This is a genomic window from Aeromonas aquatilis (genome assembly GCF_054052405.1).
Map to the genome: position 1 here is coordinate 20,619 of NZ_JBSTYP010000048.1, position 16,379 is coordinate 36,997.

A 16,379-nucleotide genomic window follows, 5' to 3' on the forward strand; every position below is an offset into this window, starting at 1 on the left:
TATGTCACAGAACCCTATGATTCATATGATGTTTGAGAGGATCTTACAGGATCCTCCACACACATCAAGTATCGATAATGAATATTATCGATACTTATAGCCTGATGTTTTTATACCCTTTGGCCACATTAGATAAACGAAACATCGGAATTTCATTCGACTCCAGTTTGTATGGATGAACAGGTTACATTGTCTGGGGTGAGTGAGAGATAACACGGCGCAGTGTTGATACTCAGGTGGGCAATCAGCTTGGTATTTGAAATATAAAAAGCCCCGAACAACGGGGCTTCTGTGTTATTTTTTCGCCAGTTTGAATAGTTCAAAGAAATTCCGGCTGGTGGCTTCTGCCAATTCATTAAGCGGAATATGACGCAGATCGGCAATAAACTGGGCAACGTCACGCACAAAGGCGGGCTCGTTCTCCCTCCCCCGATGCGGCACGGGGGCAAGATAGGGCGAGTCGGTCTCGACCAGCAATCTGTCGAGGGGCAGAGCCTTGACCACCTCTTGCAGGGCAGATGCATTTTTAAAGGTGGCGATCCCGGAGATGGAGATATAGAACCCCATCGCCATCGCGGCTTGTGCCATTTCGAGGGATTCGGTGAAGCAGTGCAGCACACCGCCAACCTGATCCGCTCCCTCTTCACGCATGATCTGCAAGGTATCTTGCTGGGCATCGCGGGTATGGATGATCAGCGGTTTGTTCAGCGCGCGAGCAACCCGGATATGTTCGCGGAAAGAGGCTTGCTGTACTTCCTTGTTCTCGGGGGAGTAGAAGTAGTCGAGCCCGGTTTCGCCGATGGCGATCACTCTTTCGTCCGCAGCCTGTGTCAGCAACAAGGCTGCATCCACACCGGGTTCCTGATTGAGCGGGTGCACCCCGCAAGAGGCAAACACCTGGGGATAGGGGGCGATCACCTCTAGCATGGTCGGGAACTGTGCCTGAGTGACACTGACACAGAGAAAATATCCCACGTCCAGTTTCGCGGCCTTGGCCAGCACATCGGCCATGCTGGTCTGCTTGCTGCCATAGCTGAGGCGATCGAGATGACAGTGGGAATCAACGAGTAACATATAAAACCTTTCTGCTTGTCGGTACTTATAACCAGCGACTGAGCCAGTTCATCAAATGGATGGTGGGATTGGAGAGCTGGCCCGGCTGGCATGCCGCTTTAAGAGCAACCAGATCTTGTTCTGCCTCCAGCAGTTTTTCGCTGGAGTGCTGCTCCGCCAACCGCTGACTCAAGATGGCCAGGTCTGGCATAGCCAGTTGCTGGTGACCACATCCGGCCTGGGTTTTCAGGGCATCACACAAGAAGAGCTGCAACCAGTGCAATCTGACTTGCGTCTCCTGACCAAGCAGACTGCACAATGCCGTCGCCTTGACCGGACTTTGACTCAGGGCGGCAAACTGCTCCAGTAGTTCGCGACGAGTGCCGTCCTGTTGCTGCTCGATATAGTCGAGGACCCGCAGCGGGGCCCCCTGACAGATCCGCACCTGAGCCAGGGTGGCCTGATGACCCTGCTCGGCCAGCCAGCGTACCGTCTCCCCTTCCGCAGGCAACTGACAGACATGTTTGTGACAGCGACTGAGAATGGTGGGGAGCAGCCGCGAAACTTGGGAGGCAATCAGCAACAGCAAGCTGTCGCCAGCTGGCTCTTCCAGGGTTTTCAGCAGGGCGTTAGCCGCCGATTCAGTCATCCGCTCCGCATCTGGAATGATCACCACCTTGCCACGGCCGAGCTGGGCAGAGCCTTGCAGCCGGGTGCAGATCTCGCGAATGGCCTCGACCCCGATGGTCTTGCTGTCGCGTGTGATGGTACCGAGATCAGGGTGGTTACCCTTGTCAAACAGCTGGCAGGAGTGGCAATGACCGCACGGTTCTCCGCGATCAGATTGCTGGCAAAGGTGCAAACGCGCCAACCGCTCGGCCAGCTGCGCCTTGCCAAGACCGGGATCGCCGAGCAACAACCAGGCGTGGCCGAGACGACCGGACTGGGCCGTCTGGCTCAGTGCATGCCAGTCGGGGATCAGCCAGGGATACATAGCGGCTCGTTCGATAGATAGTGATCCAATGCGCGCTCAATGGACGTTTTGACCTGTTCCGGCGTTTGCGCCGCATCGATCACCACAATGGAATCATCCTTGGCGGCCAGTTCGAGATAACGAGTGCGGGTACGCTCGAAGAAGCTCAGTTGCTCCAGTTCGATGCGATCCAGCTCGCCGCGATGGCGAGCGCGTTGTAAGCCAAGGGCAGGATCGATATCGAGATAGAGGGTGAGTTCCGGCTTGAAGTTGCCGAGCACCGCCTGCTTGATGGCACCGATGAGCTGGGCATCGATACCGCGACCACCGCCCTGATACGCCTGGGAGGAGAGATCGTGGCGATCCCCCACCACCCAGACACCGTCGGCCAGTGCGGGTTTGATGCGGGTCTCCACCAGTTGCACCCGGGAGGCGTACATCAGTAGCAATTCCGCCTCGATGGTGAGGCGCTCGTCGTGCACCTCTTTGACAATGGCCCGCATCCGCTCGGCAAGCGGCGTACCACCTGGCTCGCGGGTGCACTCGATCCGGTTGATGCCGTGGCGCTGCAGATAGTCGGTCACATAACGCACGGCCGAGCTCTTCCCTGCCCCTTCCAATCCTTCGATCACAATAAATTTAGACATTAGGGTTTCTTCAATATGTATTCGCGAACCGCCCGATTATGTTCATCGAGGGTTTTGGAGAAATAGTGGGCACCGCCCCCCTTGGCGACAAAGTAGAGATAGTCGGTCGATTTGGGGTTAAGCGCAGCTTCGATGGAGGCCTTGCCCGGCATGGCAATTGGCGTGGGCGGCAGACCGTCGATCACATAGGTGTTGTAGGGATTCTTGTCGGTCAGATCGCTACGGCGAATGTTACCGTCATAGCGATCCTTCACCCCGTAAATCACGGTAGGGTCGGTCTGCAACTTCATGCCAAGACGCAGACGATTGACGAATACGGAGGCGATCTGCGCCCGCTCGTCCGGCTGGCCAGTCTCTTTCTCGATAATGGAAGCCATGATCAACGCCTCATAGGGCGTCTTGTAAGGCAGGTTGGCCTGACGTTTCTCCCAGCTCTGCTGCAGGAAGGTCTCCATATCCTGATGGGCGCGGCGCAAGATCGAGAGATCGCTGGCATGGGTGGTATAGGCGTAGGTTTCCGGCAGGAACCACCCCTCCAGCTTGCCATTCTCGATGCCGAGCTCCTGCGCCAGATCGGTTTCGGATTGCTCTACGGTCAACCGCTCGAGATAAGGGGCGCTTGCGAGCTGCTTCTGCCAATCTTCGAAACGGGAGCCTTCAACGAAGGTGAGGCTGAAGTGAAACTCCTTGCCCGATGCGAACAGAGAGAGGGTCTCCTTGAGGGGGGCCCCTTCCTTGATCTCGTAGGTACCCGATTTGATGGCCACCAGTTCGGGATGGCCGCGCAGCCAGAGCCGCACCGCCCAAGGGCTGGTTTCCCCCTCCCCCAGTTCGGCGATCAGGCGCGCAGCATGGGCCCCCTTCTCCACCGTATAGAGCCGGGTCGGCCCATTGTTGGTGAGCGTCTCCACCTGTTGCCATTTGTGATATACATAGCCCCCGGCGACGGCCACAGTCAGTGCCGCCCCCGCGAGCAGGGTGTAAAGCCGATTAAACTTCAATGACCAAACGCTCCTGTAAACGGCGACTCAATACCGCTGCGGGATAATGAATATCCTCGATGCCGTTGACCGGCACCACCCCCATCAGGGTATTGGTGAGCCACACCTCTTCCGCCTGCCATAGTGACTCCAGCGGAGCCTCTACCACACGCAACTCAATACTCATCTGTTTCAGCATCGCCATCACCTGGCGGCGCATGATGCCATCGACACCACCGCGGGCCAGATCCGGCGTAAACACCGTCTTGCCCCGACGCCAAAACAGATTGGCACTGACGCCTTCGGTCAGAAAACCGCGGCTGTTAAGCACTATCCCTTCGACTGCATCACAGCTGACAAGTTCGCTTTTCAGCAACACCTGCTCCAGACGATTCAAGGTTTTAAGCCCGGCCAGCATTGGGGCATCGCCGATGCGCTGGCGGCACACCACCATTTCGATACCCTGCTGTTGCCACTGGCCATAGTGGGTAGGAAATGGCGCCAGGCTGACAATGCGGGTCGAGTGCTGACATCCGCTGCCATCATAGCCCCTGCCACCCTCGCCGCGGGTCAGGATCACCTTGGCCACGCATTGTGGCTGGTTGGCCACCATCTCTTCAACCTCCTGGCTCAACAGATCCCAGTCAGGATCAGCCAATCCCAGCCGGTTGTTGGCCTGCTGCAGCCGTGCAAGATGGGCAGGCCACTGCAATACACGACCATCCCTGACCGCCATGGTGGTGAAATGACCGTCACCATAGGCCAGTCCCCGATCATGGGCAGAGATGGTATCAAGCTTCATTCCATTGATAAGCAAAGGGATCCCTCCGATAAAAAAGGCCCGATACCGGCAGTATCGGGCCTGTGTCTTTGCCCTGTGGCAAATTATACGCGTTTGAAGATCAGCGAGCCATTGGTGCCGCCAAATCCAAACGAGTTGGAGAGGGCGTACTCGAAGCTGCCTGACTTGGCAACATGGGGCACCAGATCCAGATCGCACTCTTCATCCGGGTTGTCCAGGTTGATGGTGGGCGGCGCCACCTGATCACGCAGAGCCAACACAGTGATGATCGCCTCGATGGCGCCGGCGGCGCCCAGCAGGTGACCGGTCATTGACTTGGTGGAGCTGATCATCAGGGATTTGGCGTGCTCACCAAACACCGACTTCATGCCACGCAGTTCGGCCACATCACCCAGCGGGGTGGAGGTGCCATGAGCGTTGATGTAACCAATCTGCTCGGGGGCAATGCCGGCATCCTTGATGGCATTTTTCATGGCGCGAGCGCCACCGTTGCCATCAGCGGGAGGCGCAGTCATATGGTAAGCATCGCCGCTCATGCCAAAACCGACCAGCTCGGCATAGATCTTGGCGCCACGGGCCTTGGCGTGTTCGTACTCTTCCAGCACCAGTACACCGGCACCGTCACCCAGCACAAAACCATCGCGATCTTTATCCCACGGACGGCTCGCTTTTTGCGGCTCGTCGTTGCGGTTGGAGAGTGCCTTGGCTGCAGCAAAACCACCCATCCCCATCGCGGTGGAGGCTTTCTCGGCACCGCCAGCGACCATCACGTCGGCATCACCGTACGCGATCATCCGGCCAGCCATACCGATGGCATGGGTACCAGTGGTACAGGCGGTAGTCACGGCGATGTTCGGCCCTTGCAGACCTTTCATGATGGAAAGATGACCGGACACCATATTGATGATGGTGGACGGAACGAAGAAGGGACTGATCTTGCGCGGGCCGCCGTTGACCAAGCTTTCGTGGTTCTGTTCAATCAGACCCAGACCGCCGATACCGGAGCCAATCGCCACGCCGACACGTTCGGCATTCTCTTCATTGATGGTCAGGCCGGAATCATCCAGCGCCTGCATACCGGCCGCGATGCCGTATTGAATGAAGAGATCCATTTTGCGAGCGTCTTTACGGTTGATACCGTATTGCTCGGGATCGAAATCCTTGACCAGACCTGCGAAGCGGGTTGCAAACTCGCTGGCATCAAAGTGTTCGATAAGGGAAATGCCGCTCTGCCCGTTGAGCAGTGCTTGCCAGCTGGATTCGGCAGTGTTACCCACCGGGGAAAGCATCCCCAAGCCGGTCACCACGACTCTGCGTTTTGACACTGAGGTAGTCTCCGAGAGGTGTTTTGAAAAGGAACAAATACAAAAGAAGCGGCCCTTGGGCCGCTTCTCTTAGAACAGGAACTTATTCCTGATTAGCGGTGATGTAGTCGATAGCCGCTTGAACAGTGGTGATCTTCTCGGCTTCTTCATCAGGAATTTCGGTATCGAATTCTTCTTCCAGCGCCATTACCAGTTCAACGGTATCCAAAGAGTCAGCGCCCAGGTCGTCGACGAAGGAGGCAGCGTTCTTGACGTCTTCTTCTTTAACACCCAGTTGTTCGATGATGATTTTCTTTACGCGTTCTTCGATGTTGCTCATGACCTGAATTTTCCTTTAAAAATACGCTATTTGCGTCTGGTTGGGGTAGTTTATTCAATTGACGTGAGTTTGCAAGTAGCTTGCCGCTGGTCAAACCACGAAATGTGCCAAACTTCGGCGTACTATCGCAAATTTGAACAGATCTCACGACAAATTGATTACACCATGTACATCCCGCCATTAACATGCAGGGTTTCGCCGGTGATATAGGCTGCTTCATCAGAAGCCAAGAATACCACAGCTGCGGCAATTTCTTTTGGATCACCCAAACGGGCGGCAGGCACCTGACTCATGATGCCGGCACGTTGATCGTCATTCAGGGCACGGGTCATGTCGGTTTCGATGAAACCGGGGGCAACCGCGTTCACTGTGATACCACGGGATGCCACTTCCCGCGCCAACGATTTGGTAAAACCAACCAGACCCGCCTTGGCGGCAGCATAGTTGACCTGACCCGCATTGCCCATGGTGCCTACCACGGAACCAATGCTGATGATGCGACCGTGACGTTTCTTCATCATGGCACGCAACACCGGTTTGCTCAGACGATAAAGCGAGGTCAGATTGGTATCGATGATCTCGTTCCATTCGTCATCTTTCATCCGCATCAACAGGTTGTCACGGGTGATCCCCGCGTTGTTGATCAGGATGTCAATGTCGCCAAAGCGCGCCTTGATGGCGGCGAAGACGGCTTCGATGGATTCCTGGCTGGTCACGTTGAGTGCCATGCCGCAACCATTGTCGCCCAAATAGGCGCTGATCGCCTCGGCACCACTCTCGCTGGTCGCCGTACCAACCACTTTCGCGCCACGGGCCACGAATGTTTCGGCAATCGCACGGCCGATGCCACGACTGGCACCGGTCACCAACACAACCTTATCGGTAAAGCTCATCACTTGCTCCTGTTTACTTGATCTGGGCCAGCGCCTGCTCGAAAGAGGCGGCATCGTTAGCGTGAATACCTTCCACGCGCTTGTCGATGCGCTTGGCGAGCCCGGTCAGCACTTTGCCCGGTCCCATCTCAATCTCGAGGGTAACGCCCTCATTTGCCATCCGCTCGACAGTCTCGGTCCAACGAACCGGGCTGAACAGCTGACGTACCAGCGCTTGCTTGATGGCGGCCGGACCCTGTTCACAGGATACGTCGACATTATTGATGACCGCGATGGTTGGAACCTTGATCTCGATCCCGTCCAACGCAGCTGCCAGTTTTTCTGCGGCAGGTTTCATCAGCGCGCAGTGAGACGGCACGGAGACCGGCAGCGGCAGCGCACGCTTGGCGCCCGACTCTTTCATCAGCACGTTGGCGCGCTCAACGGCCTCTTTGTGACCGGCGATCACCACCTGGCCCGGGGAGTTGAAGTTGACCGGAGAGACCACCTGCCCTTGTGCCGCTTTTTCGCAGTTGGCGGCGATAGATTCGTTATCAAGGCCGATGATGGCCGCCATGGCGCCGGTGCCTTCCGGTACCGCTTCCTGCATGGCCAGACCACGCAGCTCGACCAGTTTGACCGCATCGGCAAAATCAAGTGCGCCGCTGCAAACCAGCGCGGAGTACTCACCCAGGCTGTGACCCGCCATCATGGCAGGAGTTGCCCCACCCTGCTGTTGCCAAAGGCGCCACAGGGCGATAGAGGCTGTCAGCAGCGCAGGCTGGGTGCGCCAAGTTTTGTTCAGATCTTCAACCGGACCATTCATCGCCAGGGCAAACAGGTCATAACCCAGCACCTGGCTCGCCTCGGCGAAGGTATCCTTGATCACGGCATGTTGTTCGGCCAGCTCGGCCAGCATGCCCACAGTTTGGGAACCTTGTCCCGGGAAGGCAATGGCAAATTGGGTCATCATTGATTCCTTTTAGATAAGACAAAAATGAAATCGTTGCGGGATGACAGCACTCATTCATCCCGCATTGGATCAGAGGCGAACCAGCGCCGAGCCCCAGGCAAAACCACCGCCGAAGGCTTCCAGCAAGACCAGCTGGCCCGGTTTGATCCGGCCATCCCGCACCCCTTCATCGAAGGCAATAGGTACGGACGCAGCAGAGGTGTTGCCGTGCTTGTCGAGGGTCAACACTACCTTGTCGAGGCCCATACCGAGTTTCTTGGCAGTGGCGCTGATGATGCGGAAGTTGGCCTGATGGGGCACCAGCCAGTCCAGCTCGCTCGGCTCGAGACCGGCAGCTGCCAGGGTCTCGGTCACGATCTCGCTCAGACGGGTGACTGCCACTTTGAACACATCGTTGCCCTTCATGTACATGTAGGCTTCGAGTTCGGCGCCCGGCATACCGCGACGGGGTTGCGGCAGCTTGAGCAGATCGCCATAACGGCCATCGGCATGAAGATGAGTGGAGAGAATGCCCGGTGTTTCGCTGGCGCCAATCACCACGGCACCTGCCCCATCACCAAAAATAATGATGGTGCCGCGATCTTGCGGATCGCACATGCGCGATAACACATCGGCCCCGACGACCAGCACATGGCGGGCAGCGCCAGATTTGACGAACTGATCGGCAATAGAAAGCGCATAGGTGAAACCGGCGCAGGCCGCAGCCACATCAAAGGCAGGAATGCCCGGTACGCCGAGCAACCCCTGCAGTTCGCAGGCAGCCGCCGGGAAAGCATTTTCAGCACTGGTGGTGGCCAGCACTATCATATCGAGATCGGCTGCGGTCAAGCCCGCTGCATCCAGGGCGCGCAGGGCGGCCTGGTGCGCGAGGGTGGCAACGGTCTCGTCAGCACCGGCAATACGGCGCTCACGAATACCGGTGCGTTCCACGATCCACTCATCACTGGTCTCAACCATCTGCTCGAGATCGGCATTGGTACGCACTGAACTCGGCAGATAGCTGCCAGTACCCAAAATTTTGCTATGCATAGAGTTCTTATAGATCCCTGTCAGAGAAGACAGCTTCAAGGCGATCTGCTATTTGCAGTGGAAGTTGATGTTTGGCCTCTTGTGCGGCCAGCAGGATCGCATTACACAGAGCGCGCCGCTCGGCCCGCCCATGACTTTTTACCACAATGCCGCGCAATCCTAACAGACTTGCCCCGTTATACTGGTCGGGGTTCAGGTAAGAAAAACGCCGTTTGAACATAAATCCGGCGATCCGGCCAAGAAAACTGCGTTTCTTGCGGGGATATCCGGCCAACTGGGCCATCATCCGCACTACTCCCTCCGCCGTCTTGAGGGCAACATTGCCGACAAAACCATCGCAAACAATCACGTCGCACTCGCCACTGAAGATGCGATCCCCTTCGATGAAACCGACATAGTTAAGCGCAGTGCACTGACGCAACAACTCGGCACTGTGGCGCACCAGATCGTTGCCCTTGATCTCCTCCTCGCCGATGTTGAGCAAGGCAACACGGGGTGATGCAATGCCTTCGACCTTTTCGGCCACGACGGAGCCCATCACCGCAAACTGCAACAGGGTATCGGCATCGCAGCTGACGTTGGCGCCAAGATCCAGCATCACTGTGCGCTTGCCACTCAATGTCGGCAACGCCTTGATAAGGGCGGGTCTGTCTACCCCTGGCAAGGATTTGAGCACGCACTTGGCCATCGCCATCAGCGCACCGGTATTGCCGGCACTGACGCAGGCATCGGCCTCACCGGTTTTCACCAGATTGAGTACCACCCGCATGGAGGAGTCTTTAAGGGTACGCAACGCCACGATCGGTTTATCGCCCATGCCAACCACTTGGGATGCATGTACGAAACGAACGCGGGGATGATTCAGCAAGCCATGTTGCTGCAGCAGAGAGGAGGTCTGATGTTGGTCGCCGACCAGGATCAGTTTTAGCTGGGGTAAAAGAGACAGTGCCTGCACGGCGGCAGGCACTGTTTCCGAGGGGCCAATATCTCCCCCCATGATGTCTAGCGCGACAGTTTGCGTAGACAAAGGCAATCCTTAAGCGATTACCTTTTTACCGCGGTAGAAACCATCGGCAGTCACGTGGTGACGACGATGAATTTCGCCACTGGTCTGATCAACAGTCAGGGCAGCGGTGGTCAGCGCATCGTGGGAACGACGCATGCCACGCTTGGCACGGGTTTTACGGTTCTGTTGTACGGCCATTGTAGGCTAACTCCTAAATTCACTTACGTTTAAGCTCTTCAAGAACTGCAAAGGGATTCGGCCGCTCATCAGCAGGTTCGATTTCACCCCAGGTCATCTCCATGTTTCCTCTCGGGCATGCATCCAGAGAATGCATTGCGACTTGAGGCAACGAGAGGATGAGTTCATCCTCCAGGATTTGATGAAGATCTATCTCGCCGTTTTCGTCCAACTCAATGGGCTCATAAGCTTCCGGCAGTTCTTCCTCGTTTGTTCTTTCGAACAGCGGAGTGTAGATAAATTCAGCTTCACAGAGGTGTTCGAATGTCTCTCCGCAACGTTGGCAAACCAGGTCAACCTTGGCATGGGCAGTGCCTTTCATAACGGTCAACTTCTGGACATCTTTGCCAAAGTGCAGTGATACCTCGATATCACTCTGCAAGCCAGCGGTTGATTCCTCCAGCCTGGGCATCTGCGACTTTTCCACTATCCCGATGTAATCGAGCAGCTTCAAGGCACTACGGACTGGATCAACCTTAACGGGCAACTTCACCTTTTGCATAGGGCGCGAATAATATAGGTCCAACAACTGATAGTCAAAGGAAAAAGTCCTTACCGCCGATGATTTTAACGTCGCAAGTCCCTAGAATGCCGGTACCTGCTTTCATCGGTAACTCGATTATGCCACAAACGGCCTGAATCGACACCGAATCCGGCAATGATTCAGTAAATATAAGGGTTACAGGCGGTTTCATCGCCCCCCCTCACCTCTCACCGTCCCCTCAAATCCCCCATTTTTCCCATCGTTTTGCCCCAAAAATGCCCCAAACAAACCATCATACCTCCGTCAAAAACGTGCATAGAAAAGCCCGCACGGTGGCGGGCTTAGGAAGGATCCTAACGCTTTACCGTGCCGCATAAACGGCTTCGCGAAGTTTTTCCAGTATACGTGCGATAGCATTACGATCCTGGGGTGTCATATCCACTTGATCAATGTCCCCTGGGTTGCCTCTCAATCTTTCGATGACAGAGGAACTGTATGCATACACAGAAGCAAGGGACGCGATAACCTGTCACTTCATCAGTGTGCTTGAACTAACCTACCTCCCCATGCTTCCCTCTTCTTTGCCGAAGCTGCGAGCCAATTTCAGAAGAAACTAATGGCTATTAGCACAACAAAGCCTATCAGAATCAGCATGAACCCGAAGGCCATGAAGTTGTCCAGGCTGCCCCGATCGGATTTGCTGAAACACCAATACCCCAGGGCGAACGGTATCAATGCCAATGTGAAGCTGAAACTGAAGGCCTTGAGCGCCAACACCATAAACACAAGCGCAAGCAGTATCCACATGGTTGAGTCCTCGTAGGTTAGGCACCCACCGTACCCCCGTCATAACTGATCAACCAGAGCCGCTATTGCACTACTCCCCGTTTTCCTGGAGTTATTAACTGTCGAGAACATTAGTACATTCAGCGGGTCGCCTTTAGCTGCCTTACGACTTGAGTATTCTTCCTCGCGCTTATAAAAATTTAGTTTTTGAGATTTATTACCCAGACCAACATCCAACTTATGGTCGGTCACGTAAAAAACTAATGCCAATGTGTAATAGCATTCAATGAGACTGAATTATCAAGACGTCTTTATAAACCACCGCTGCCCCCAACAATTCTGAAAAGGATCACCAATTTAATATTGGTTAGTTAGACAAGCAGAAAAAAACCAGTGCCATTAGCGGCACTGGCCAAAACAATCAAGTGACAAATTACACTTTCCAGTAAACAAGGGCTAACAACACTCAAACCCGCGTGCTAGCTTGAGTGCTACTACACGCACGAAGATGACTAGCCACAACGCAGGCCACATAGAGAGCAATGCTACTTGTGTCGCAGGCGCAGTAGCGCATCAGCTTCGATATCTAATGTAACGCCTTGGTAGAACACGAAGAAGAGACCTGCATCACATAATTAATCGATAGCCACCACGAGCTTAATAATTGAAGCAATCAATAATCAACTTAATGCATATTTGAATGCTGCGGTTACATTTAGAGTTATATATCTATTGGAAAATACAAATCATCTATCCATTCATAATTTTGTATATCAGTCTGTACTTAGATAAATAGTCAGGTTCGTTAGAATACTCACTTACCATAAAAACTATATTTCGTGACAAACCTCACATATTATTGACGTAGTTTCCGGTTGTCTCGATAACCCAATTGTTCACTCCCAATAGCCCCGATTCTGCCTAACCGTGTTATAAACAAGTGTGTTGCGACTCGCCAGCAGCCTGTCTATCCGTTGGCGTTTTTCCTCTGCACTTAATGTTCGATCCCGTTGCAGTAACTCAATATGGCTTCGTAATACTCTGATTTGCTGCTGGGTTAGGCTCAAGTGACGCCGCGCCTTTAAGATGCCTCCCTGTTCTTCCAACAGCTCATCAGCCTTATCGTCCTCCCCTTCTCCCCGGTACTGGTCAACGGTACGCTTGAGCTGATTCACCTCGTTGAGCATTCGGTAAAAGTCTTCCATATGCTGGGTAGACTTGGCGGGACCAGTGCCGCGGTACACGGCTTTAACCAAAGGGATCTCATCAGCGCGCCAACTGGCTGATTCACCTGGGCGAACAGCCTGGATCAACCCGTCTGCCGCCGCCATTACATAACTGCCCATGGTGCCGGTGTAGCCAATCAACAAGTGCTCCAGTTGCTTGGGAGAAAAGCCCGACAGCTCGCCCAGTTCGCGCATCAGCAAACTGGTCTGCTCGTTGTAACGGGCCTCGGCGCGCACCGCCAGATCCTGGGGGCCATCGATGGGCCCACCGCGGAAGCTGTCATAGTTGAAGGCAGCCTCCACCATCGGCTTAACCAGTTGGGGAGTGGGGTTGAGGGCAAAGGTATCGCCGATCGCCCGGGCAATTGCCTTGCCAAACTGGGCGCCAGTGTCTTTGTCGCCCAGGGCTCGCACCATACGCTCGGGAATGGTGCCGAACATCACCCCGATCTCGAACGGTTTCGGGATCCGGAAGTGTTGATCGCCAAGGAAGAAGTGCCAGTTGGTATCTTTGTCCCAGTCCGGCAGTTCCTCATACCGCTCATCGTCCCAGTTAGCAGCCAGCAGGCCGAGCGACATAGCGGTGATCATGCCAGCACGTTTGGCAATTTCGCGCGGGTTGTCACGCAGCTCGCGGGTCAGCTTGCCCAGTCCCTGAAGGCGGGCATTGAAGAACGGCAGCACCATGGCAGCCCCTTGAATTGCACGGGCAGCCCCCAGCATTGAAAAATCCATCAAGTCCTTCGACTCAAAGGCGGCCTGCGCGTGGCTCTTACCTGCCTTGATGGCGGCGTCATAGACCGCTTCACGGTTGGCATTCTCCAGCCCCTCGCCAAGCCTGTTGTACTTCTCCCACACGTTGGCCACTACCCCTTTGGCGTGGGCCGCATTACGGATGATGGACTTCTCATATCTGGCGATCTGCTCTGGCGTCATCCCCTTGCGGCGCAACGACTTGCGCACCGTGTCAGCCATGGCGGTGGGGTCATTGCCGTTGACGTAGCCACCAAGGAAGCTGGCACCGCTGAACATCACATCAATGGTGCTGCCATCCATGGCCAGGGTTTTCCTCACCCCCTTGATGGAGTCGATCACCGGCTTGAAGCCATCCTTGCTGATCACCCAACTGGAGAGTGAGTCGCGCAAGAAGTTGCGCAGCATGAACTCAGGGGATGCAGTGACACCGGCTGTCAGCAGGCGCTTGGCCTTGGCCGCCACATTAACCAGGGTGCCGAACGGCTGACGATCGAAGAAGGTCATGGCGCGGTAAAGGTCAGGATCCTCCACCCGGATCATGTAGTCCTCACCATCCAGCTTGACGGTGATCAGGTCCTTGCCATTCTTGAGGGCCCGCCAATCCATCATGTTGGGCTTGGCCACCACCTCGATGAGACCGGTATCTGCCAGGTTCCAGACTGTCTTTTGCGCCGCCATGTTCTTCATGGAGGCATCGATCAGCTTGGAGGTAGAGGTGAAGATGTTCTCGAGCAGATCGTTGGTGTTGGCCTCACCACCTTTGAGCTTCTTGATACCGGCGTTCTGGTTGGCGATCCCCTTCGGCTTGAAGGGGGCGATCACGTCGCCATCTTCCGACTCGCGGAAAAAGGGAATATACCACTCGCTCTCGAACTCGGCCCGCACCTCCTTGGTGAACAGACCCGCCTCCTGCGCCAGATCCAGGGTGGCAGCATTGAGCCGGTTCCAGCGCGTCTTGGCCTCCTTGAACTTGGCTTCTTTGCCCTTACCAAGCCCTTTCAGGGCGGCGATGTCATTGGCATCGAGCAGGTTCTCACGCCCCTGCCCCAGCAGGATTTCAGCCCGGTGACCGGCCATCCAGCCAAGCCAGTTATGCAGGTCAGTCCCCAAATCAGAGAAGATCCCCAGCAGCGCATCCTTCTCCCCGGTTCCGGCTTTTCGCTGGATCACCCCATCTTTCCATTCCGGCAGGCCATAGAGCATAGTCGCCTGCATAGTTGAAGCAGCACCGGTCGCCATCCGTGCGGCGATATAGCCAGAGTCGGCAGCGTCCGTAATGCCTGCGGCTTGCTCTGCATACTTGATGGGAGCCAAGGCATCGAGCACTTCGGTATTGGCTTTTTTGATGACGCGGTCAACCCATGACTGAACCATCCCGCGATCTACTGATCGCAGCTTGGCAAGGTTGGCTTTGGTGGTATCGATGATGTCAGGCTTGGGGCCGAGATTGAGTTTTTCCATCGCCTTGTCAGCGACGGTATTTGTTTGGCTGAATTTCAGACCATCAGGTGGGAGAGATCCATCGTCTCGAGGGCTTTCATGTTCGCCTCGTGCCGGCGCCGCATGTCCTGCCGCAGCGACTCGATCTCGGACTTTGTCAGCATCCTTGGCACGGAGGATATATCTACCTTCGGACTCGGTGAGGGAGTCAAAGCCGTAGCCGAATCGGTTTTGCCACCACGCTTCAAGGCCTGTGCCGTCATACTGTTCTCGTAACTGCTCAAGGGTTGAGCTATCTATGGCGATTTTGGCGGAATACTGCTTGCCGGTCAATGCCGTTGCAGCCAACACCTCCCCACCTCGATTCTCAATGTACCCCTTGAGGTTAGCCAGGGTGCCGCCCTGGGTCAGTGTGTCATCCATGATAAGATAAGGCTTGTCTGTTCGCACTTTGCCATCAAACCCTGGCTGTAACGCCAGCCGACCAAACCCGTCCTGCGACGTGCGTCCTACCTTGGCAGCTTGAACGATATCCACACTTACCTCAATTCCCAATACTTTGCCTAACAGGTCAGCCATCGCTTGCGGGATTGCATTACGACTCACCGCTTCCTCAGCATGCACACCCAGGGCAATCGCCTCTCTATTGCCAATCACCTCCTTGAGCTGCCTAATCGCATCCGGTGATAGCACCTCGCGAACCAGTCTCCTCGCAGCAGCATCATCGCCACCTTTGGCGGCCTCATAATCTGGATGGCTGGTCGCATCACCCAACCGGCCGTGCAAAATGACTTCGGGGAACCCCTCTTTCCAGGGCGAGCGTTCAGCACTGAACCACAACCCATCGCCATCAGCCCCAATCCGGCTGGCATAGGGACGCTTCATTTTTTTGCCCAGCCCCTCGATCAGGGTCCGGGTCTCGGCGGCAGTGATACCATCAGGTACAAAACCAACTGAGCGCAGTGCCTTGGTGACCCAGGCCACCACCCGATCCCAGCCGCGGCCCCAGGCGCTTTGCTCCAGCTCAGCCAGATGGGCAACCACCTCCTCAGCCTGAACCCCGATATCCTCATCAGCATAGTGAGTATCGACCCAGTCCCATACGGCCTTCATACTGGGGTTTTTCTTGGACTGGATCAGGCGGCTCATCAGCTTGGTGTATTCACCATCGCCCAACACATTGGCCAACCCATAGTGGGCCAACACCTCATGGCGCAAGATCTCGCGCATCCGGGTAGGATTGGCAATCGTGTCGGCGGCCACATGCAGAGTGCTGGCGTCGTCATCGAACGCCGCTCGCCGGATCAACCCCTCTTTGGCATCGAGCCCCAGCGCCCGCTCAAGCTCTGCCTGGGTAGCGTGGATCTGCACATCAATGCGACTTGCCCCCTGGTACTGCCTGAACCATATCTTGGTGACCAGCTCCGCCTCTTTCTGGGTCAGGTGCTTGGCTGGCTTGTCGCCTTGCGCC

15 protein-coding genes are annotated in these 16,379 nt (G+C 55.6%); all 15 read right to left on the reverse strand.

Annotated elements, in window-relative coordinates; translation table 11 throughout:
* Nucleotides 1-294: 294 nt before the first annotated feature.
* Nucleotides 295-1,074: a TatD family hydrolase gene (locus ACW5W8_RS17500; protein ID WP_498629137.1), complete on the reverse strand. Its 780-nt coding sequence runs from the start codon at nt 1,072-1,074 to the stop codon at nt 295-297.
* A gap of 25 nt (nt 1,075-1,099) precedes the next feature.
* Complete coding sequence (gene holB, locus ACW5W8_RS17505) at nt 1,100-2,047, reverse strand: DNA polymerase III subunit delta' (protein WP_498629139.1); 948 nt, start codon at nt 2,045-2,047, stop codon at nt 1,100-1,102.
* A complete protein-coding gene (gene tmk, locus ACW5W8_RS17510) occupies nt 2,032-2,673 on the reverse strand; it encodes a dTMP kinase (RefSeq protein ID WP_498629141.1) in 642 nt (213 codons plus the stop codon). The genes holB and tmk overlap by 16 nt, the downstream gene beginning before the upstream one ends.
* A complete protein-coding gene (mltG, locus tag ACW5W8_RS17515; protein ID WP_498629143.1) occupies nt 2,673-3,674 on the reverse strand; it encodes an endolytic transglycosylase MltG in 1,002 nt (333 codons plus the stop codon). Before mltG ends, tmk begins: the two co-directional genes overlap by 1 nt.
* Nucleotides 3,664-4,470 carry an aminodeoxychorismate lyase gene (pabC, locus tag ACW5W8_RS17520; protein ID WP_498629145.1) on the reverse strand — a complete coding sequence of 269 codons (807 nt, stop codon included), beginning with the start codon at nt 4,468-4,470 and terminating at the stop codon, nt 3,664-3,666. The genes mltG and pabC overlap by 11 nt, the downstream gene beginning before the upstream one ends.
* A 68-nt stretch (nt 4,471-4,538) precedes the next feature.
* Nucleotides 4,539-5,780, reverse strand: a complete 1,242-nt coding sequence (fabF, locus tag ACW5W8_RS17525) for a beta-ketoacyl-ACP synthase II (protein WP_498629147.1) — start codon at nt 5,778-5,780, stop codon at nt 4,539-4,541.
* Between the two features lie 82 nt (nt 5,781-5,862).
* Nucleotides 5,863-6,099 carry an acyl carrier protein gene (acpP, locus tag ACW5W8_RS17530; protein ID WP_005300909.1) on the reverse strand — a complete coding sequence of 79 codons (237 nt, stop codon included), beginning with the start codon at nt 6,097-6,099 and terminating at the stop codon, nt 5,863-5,865.
* 158 nt (nt 6,100-6,257) lie between these two features.
* Nucleotides 6,258-6,992 (reverse strand): 3-oxoacyl-ACP reductase FabG, encoded by a 735-nt coding sequence (gene fabG, locus ACW5W8_RS17535; RefSeq protein WP_005351850.1) that lies wholly within the window; start codon nt 6,990-6,992, stop codon nt 6,258-6,260.
* Between the two features lie 13 nt (nt 6,993-7,005).
* Nucleotides 7,006-7,941, reverse strand: coding sequence for an ACP S-malonyltransferase (gene fabD / locus ACW5W8_RS17540; RefSeq protein ID WP_498629162.1), 936 nt, complete (start codon nt 7,939-7,941; stop codon nt 7,006-7,008).
* 72 nt (nt 7,942-8,013) lie between these two features.
* Nucleotides 8,014-8,973 carry a beta-ketoacyl-ACP synthase III gene (locus tag ACW5W8_RS17545; protein ID WP_498629150.1) on the reverse strand — a complete coding sequence of 320 codons (960 nt, stop codon included), beginning with the start codon at nt 8,971-8,973 and terminating at the stop codon, nt 8,014-8,016.
* 7 nt (nt 8,974-8,980) lie between these two features.
* A complete protein-coding gene (gene plsX, locus ACW5W8_RS17550; protein ID WP_498629152.1) occupies nt 8,981-10,000 on the reverse strand; it encodes a phosphate acyltransferase PlsX in 1,020 nt (339 codons plus the stop codon).
* A gap of 9 nt (nt 10,001-10,009) precedes the next feature.
* Nucleotides 10,010-10,177 carry a 50S ribosomal protein L32 gene (gene rpmF, locus ACW5W8_RS17555; RefSeq protein WP_005300935.1) on the reverse strand — a complete coding sequence of 56 codons (168 nt, stop codon included), beginning with the start codon at nt 10,175-10,177 and terminating at the stop codon, nt 10,010-10,012.
* Nucleotides 10,178-10,196: 19 nt separating this feature from the next.
* Nucleotides 10,197-10,718, reverse strand: a complete 522-nt coding sequence (gene yceD, locus ACW5W8_RS17560; protein ID WP_005345553.1) for a 23S rRNA accumulation protein YceD — start codon at nt 10,716-10,718, stop codon at nt 10,197-10,199.
* Between the two features lie 585 nt (nt 10,719-11,303).
* Complete coding sequence (locus ACW5W8_RS17565; RefSeq protein WP_075116435.1) at nt 11,304-11,507, reverse strand: hypothetical protein; 204 nt, start codon at nt 11,505-11,507, stop codon at nt 11,304-11,306.
* Between the two features lie 875 nt (nt 11,508-12,382).
* Nucleotides 12,383-16,379, reverse strand: a 3,997-nt coding sequence (locus tag ACW5W8_RS17570) for an LPD38 domain-containing protein (RefSeq protein ID WP_498629156.1), incomplete at its 5' end; no start/stop codon positions are given.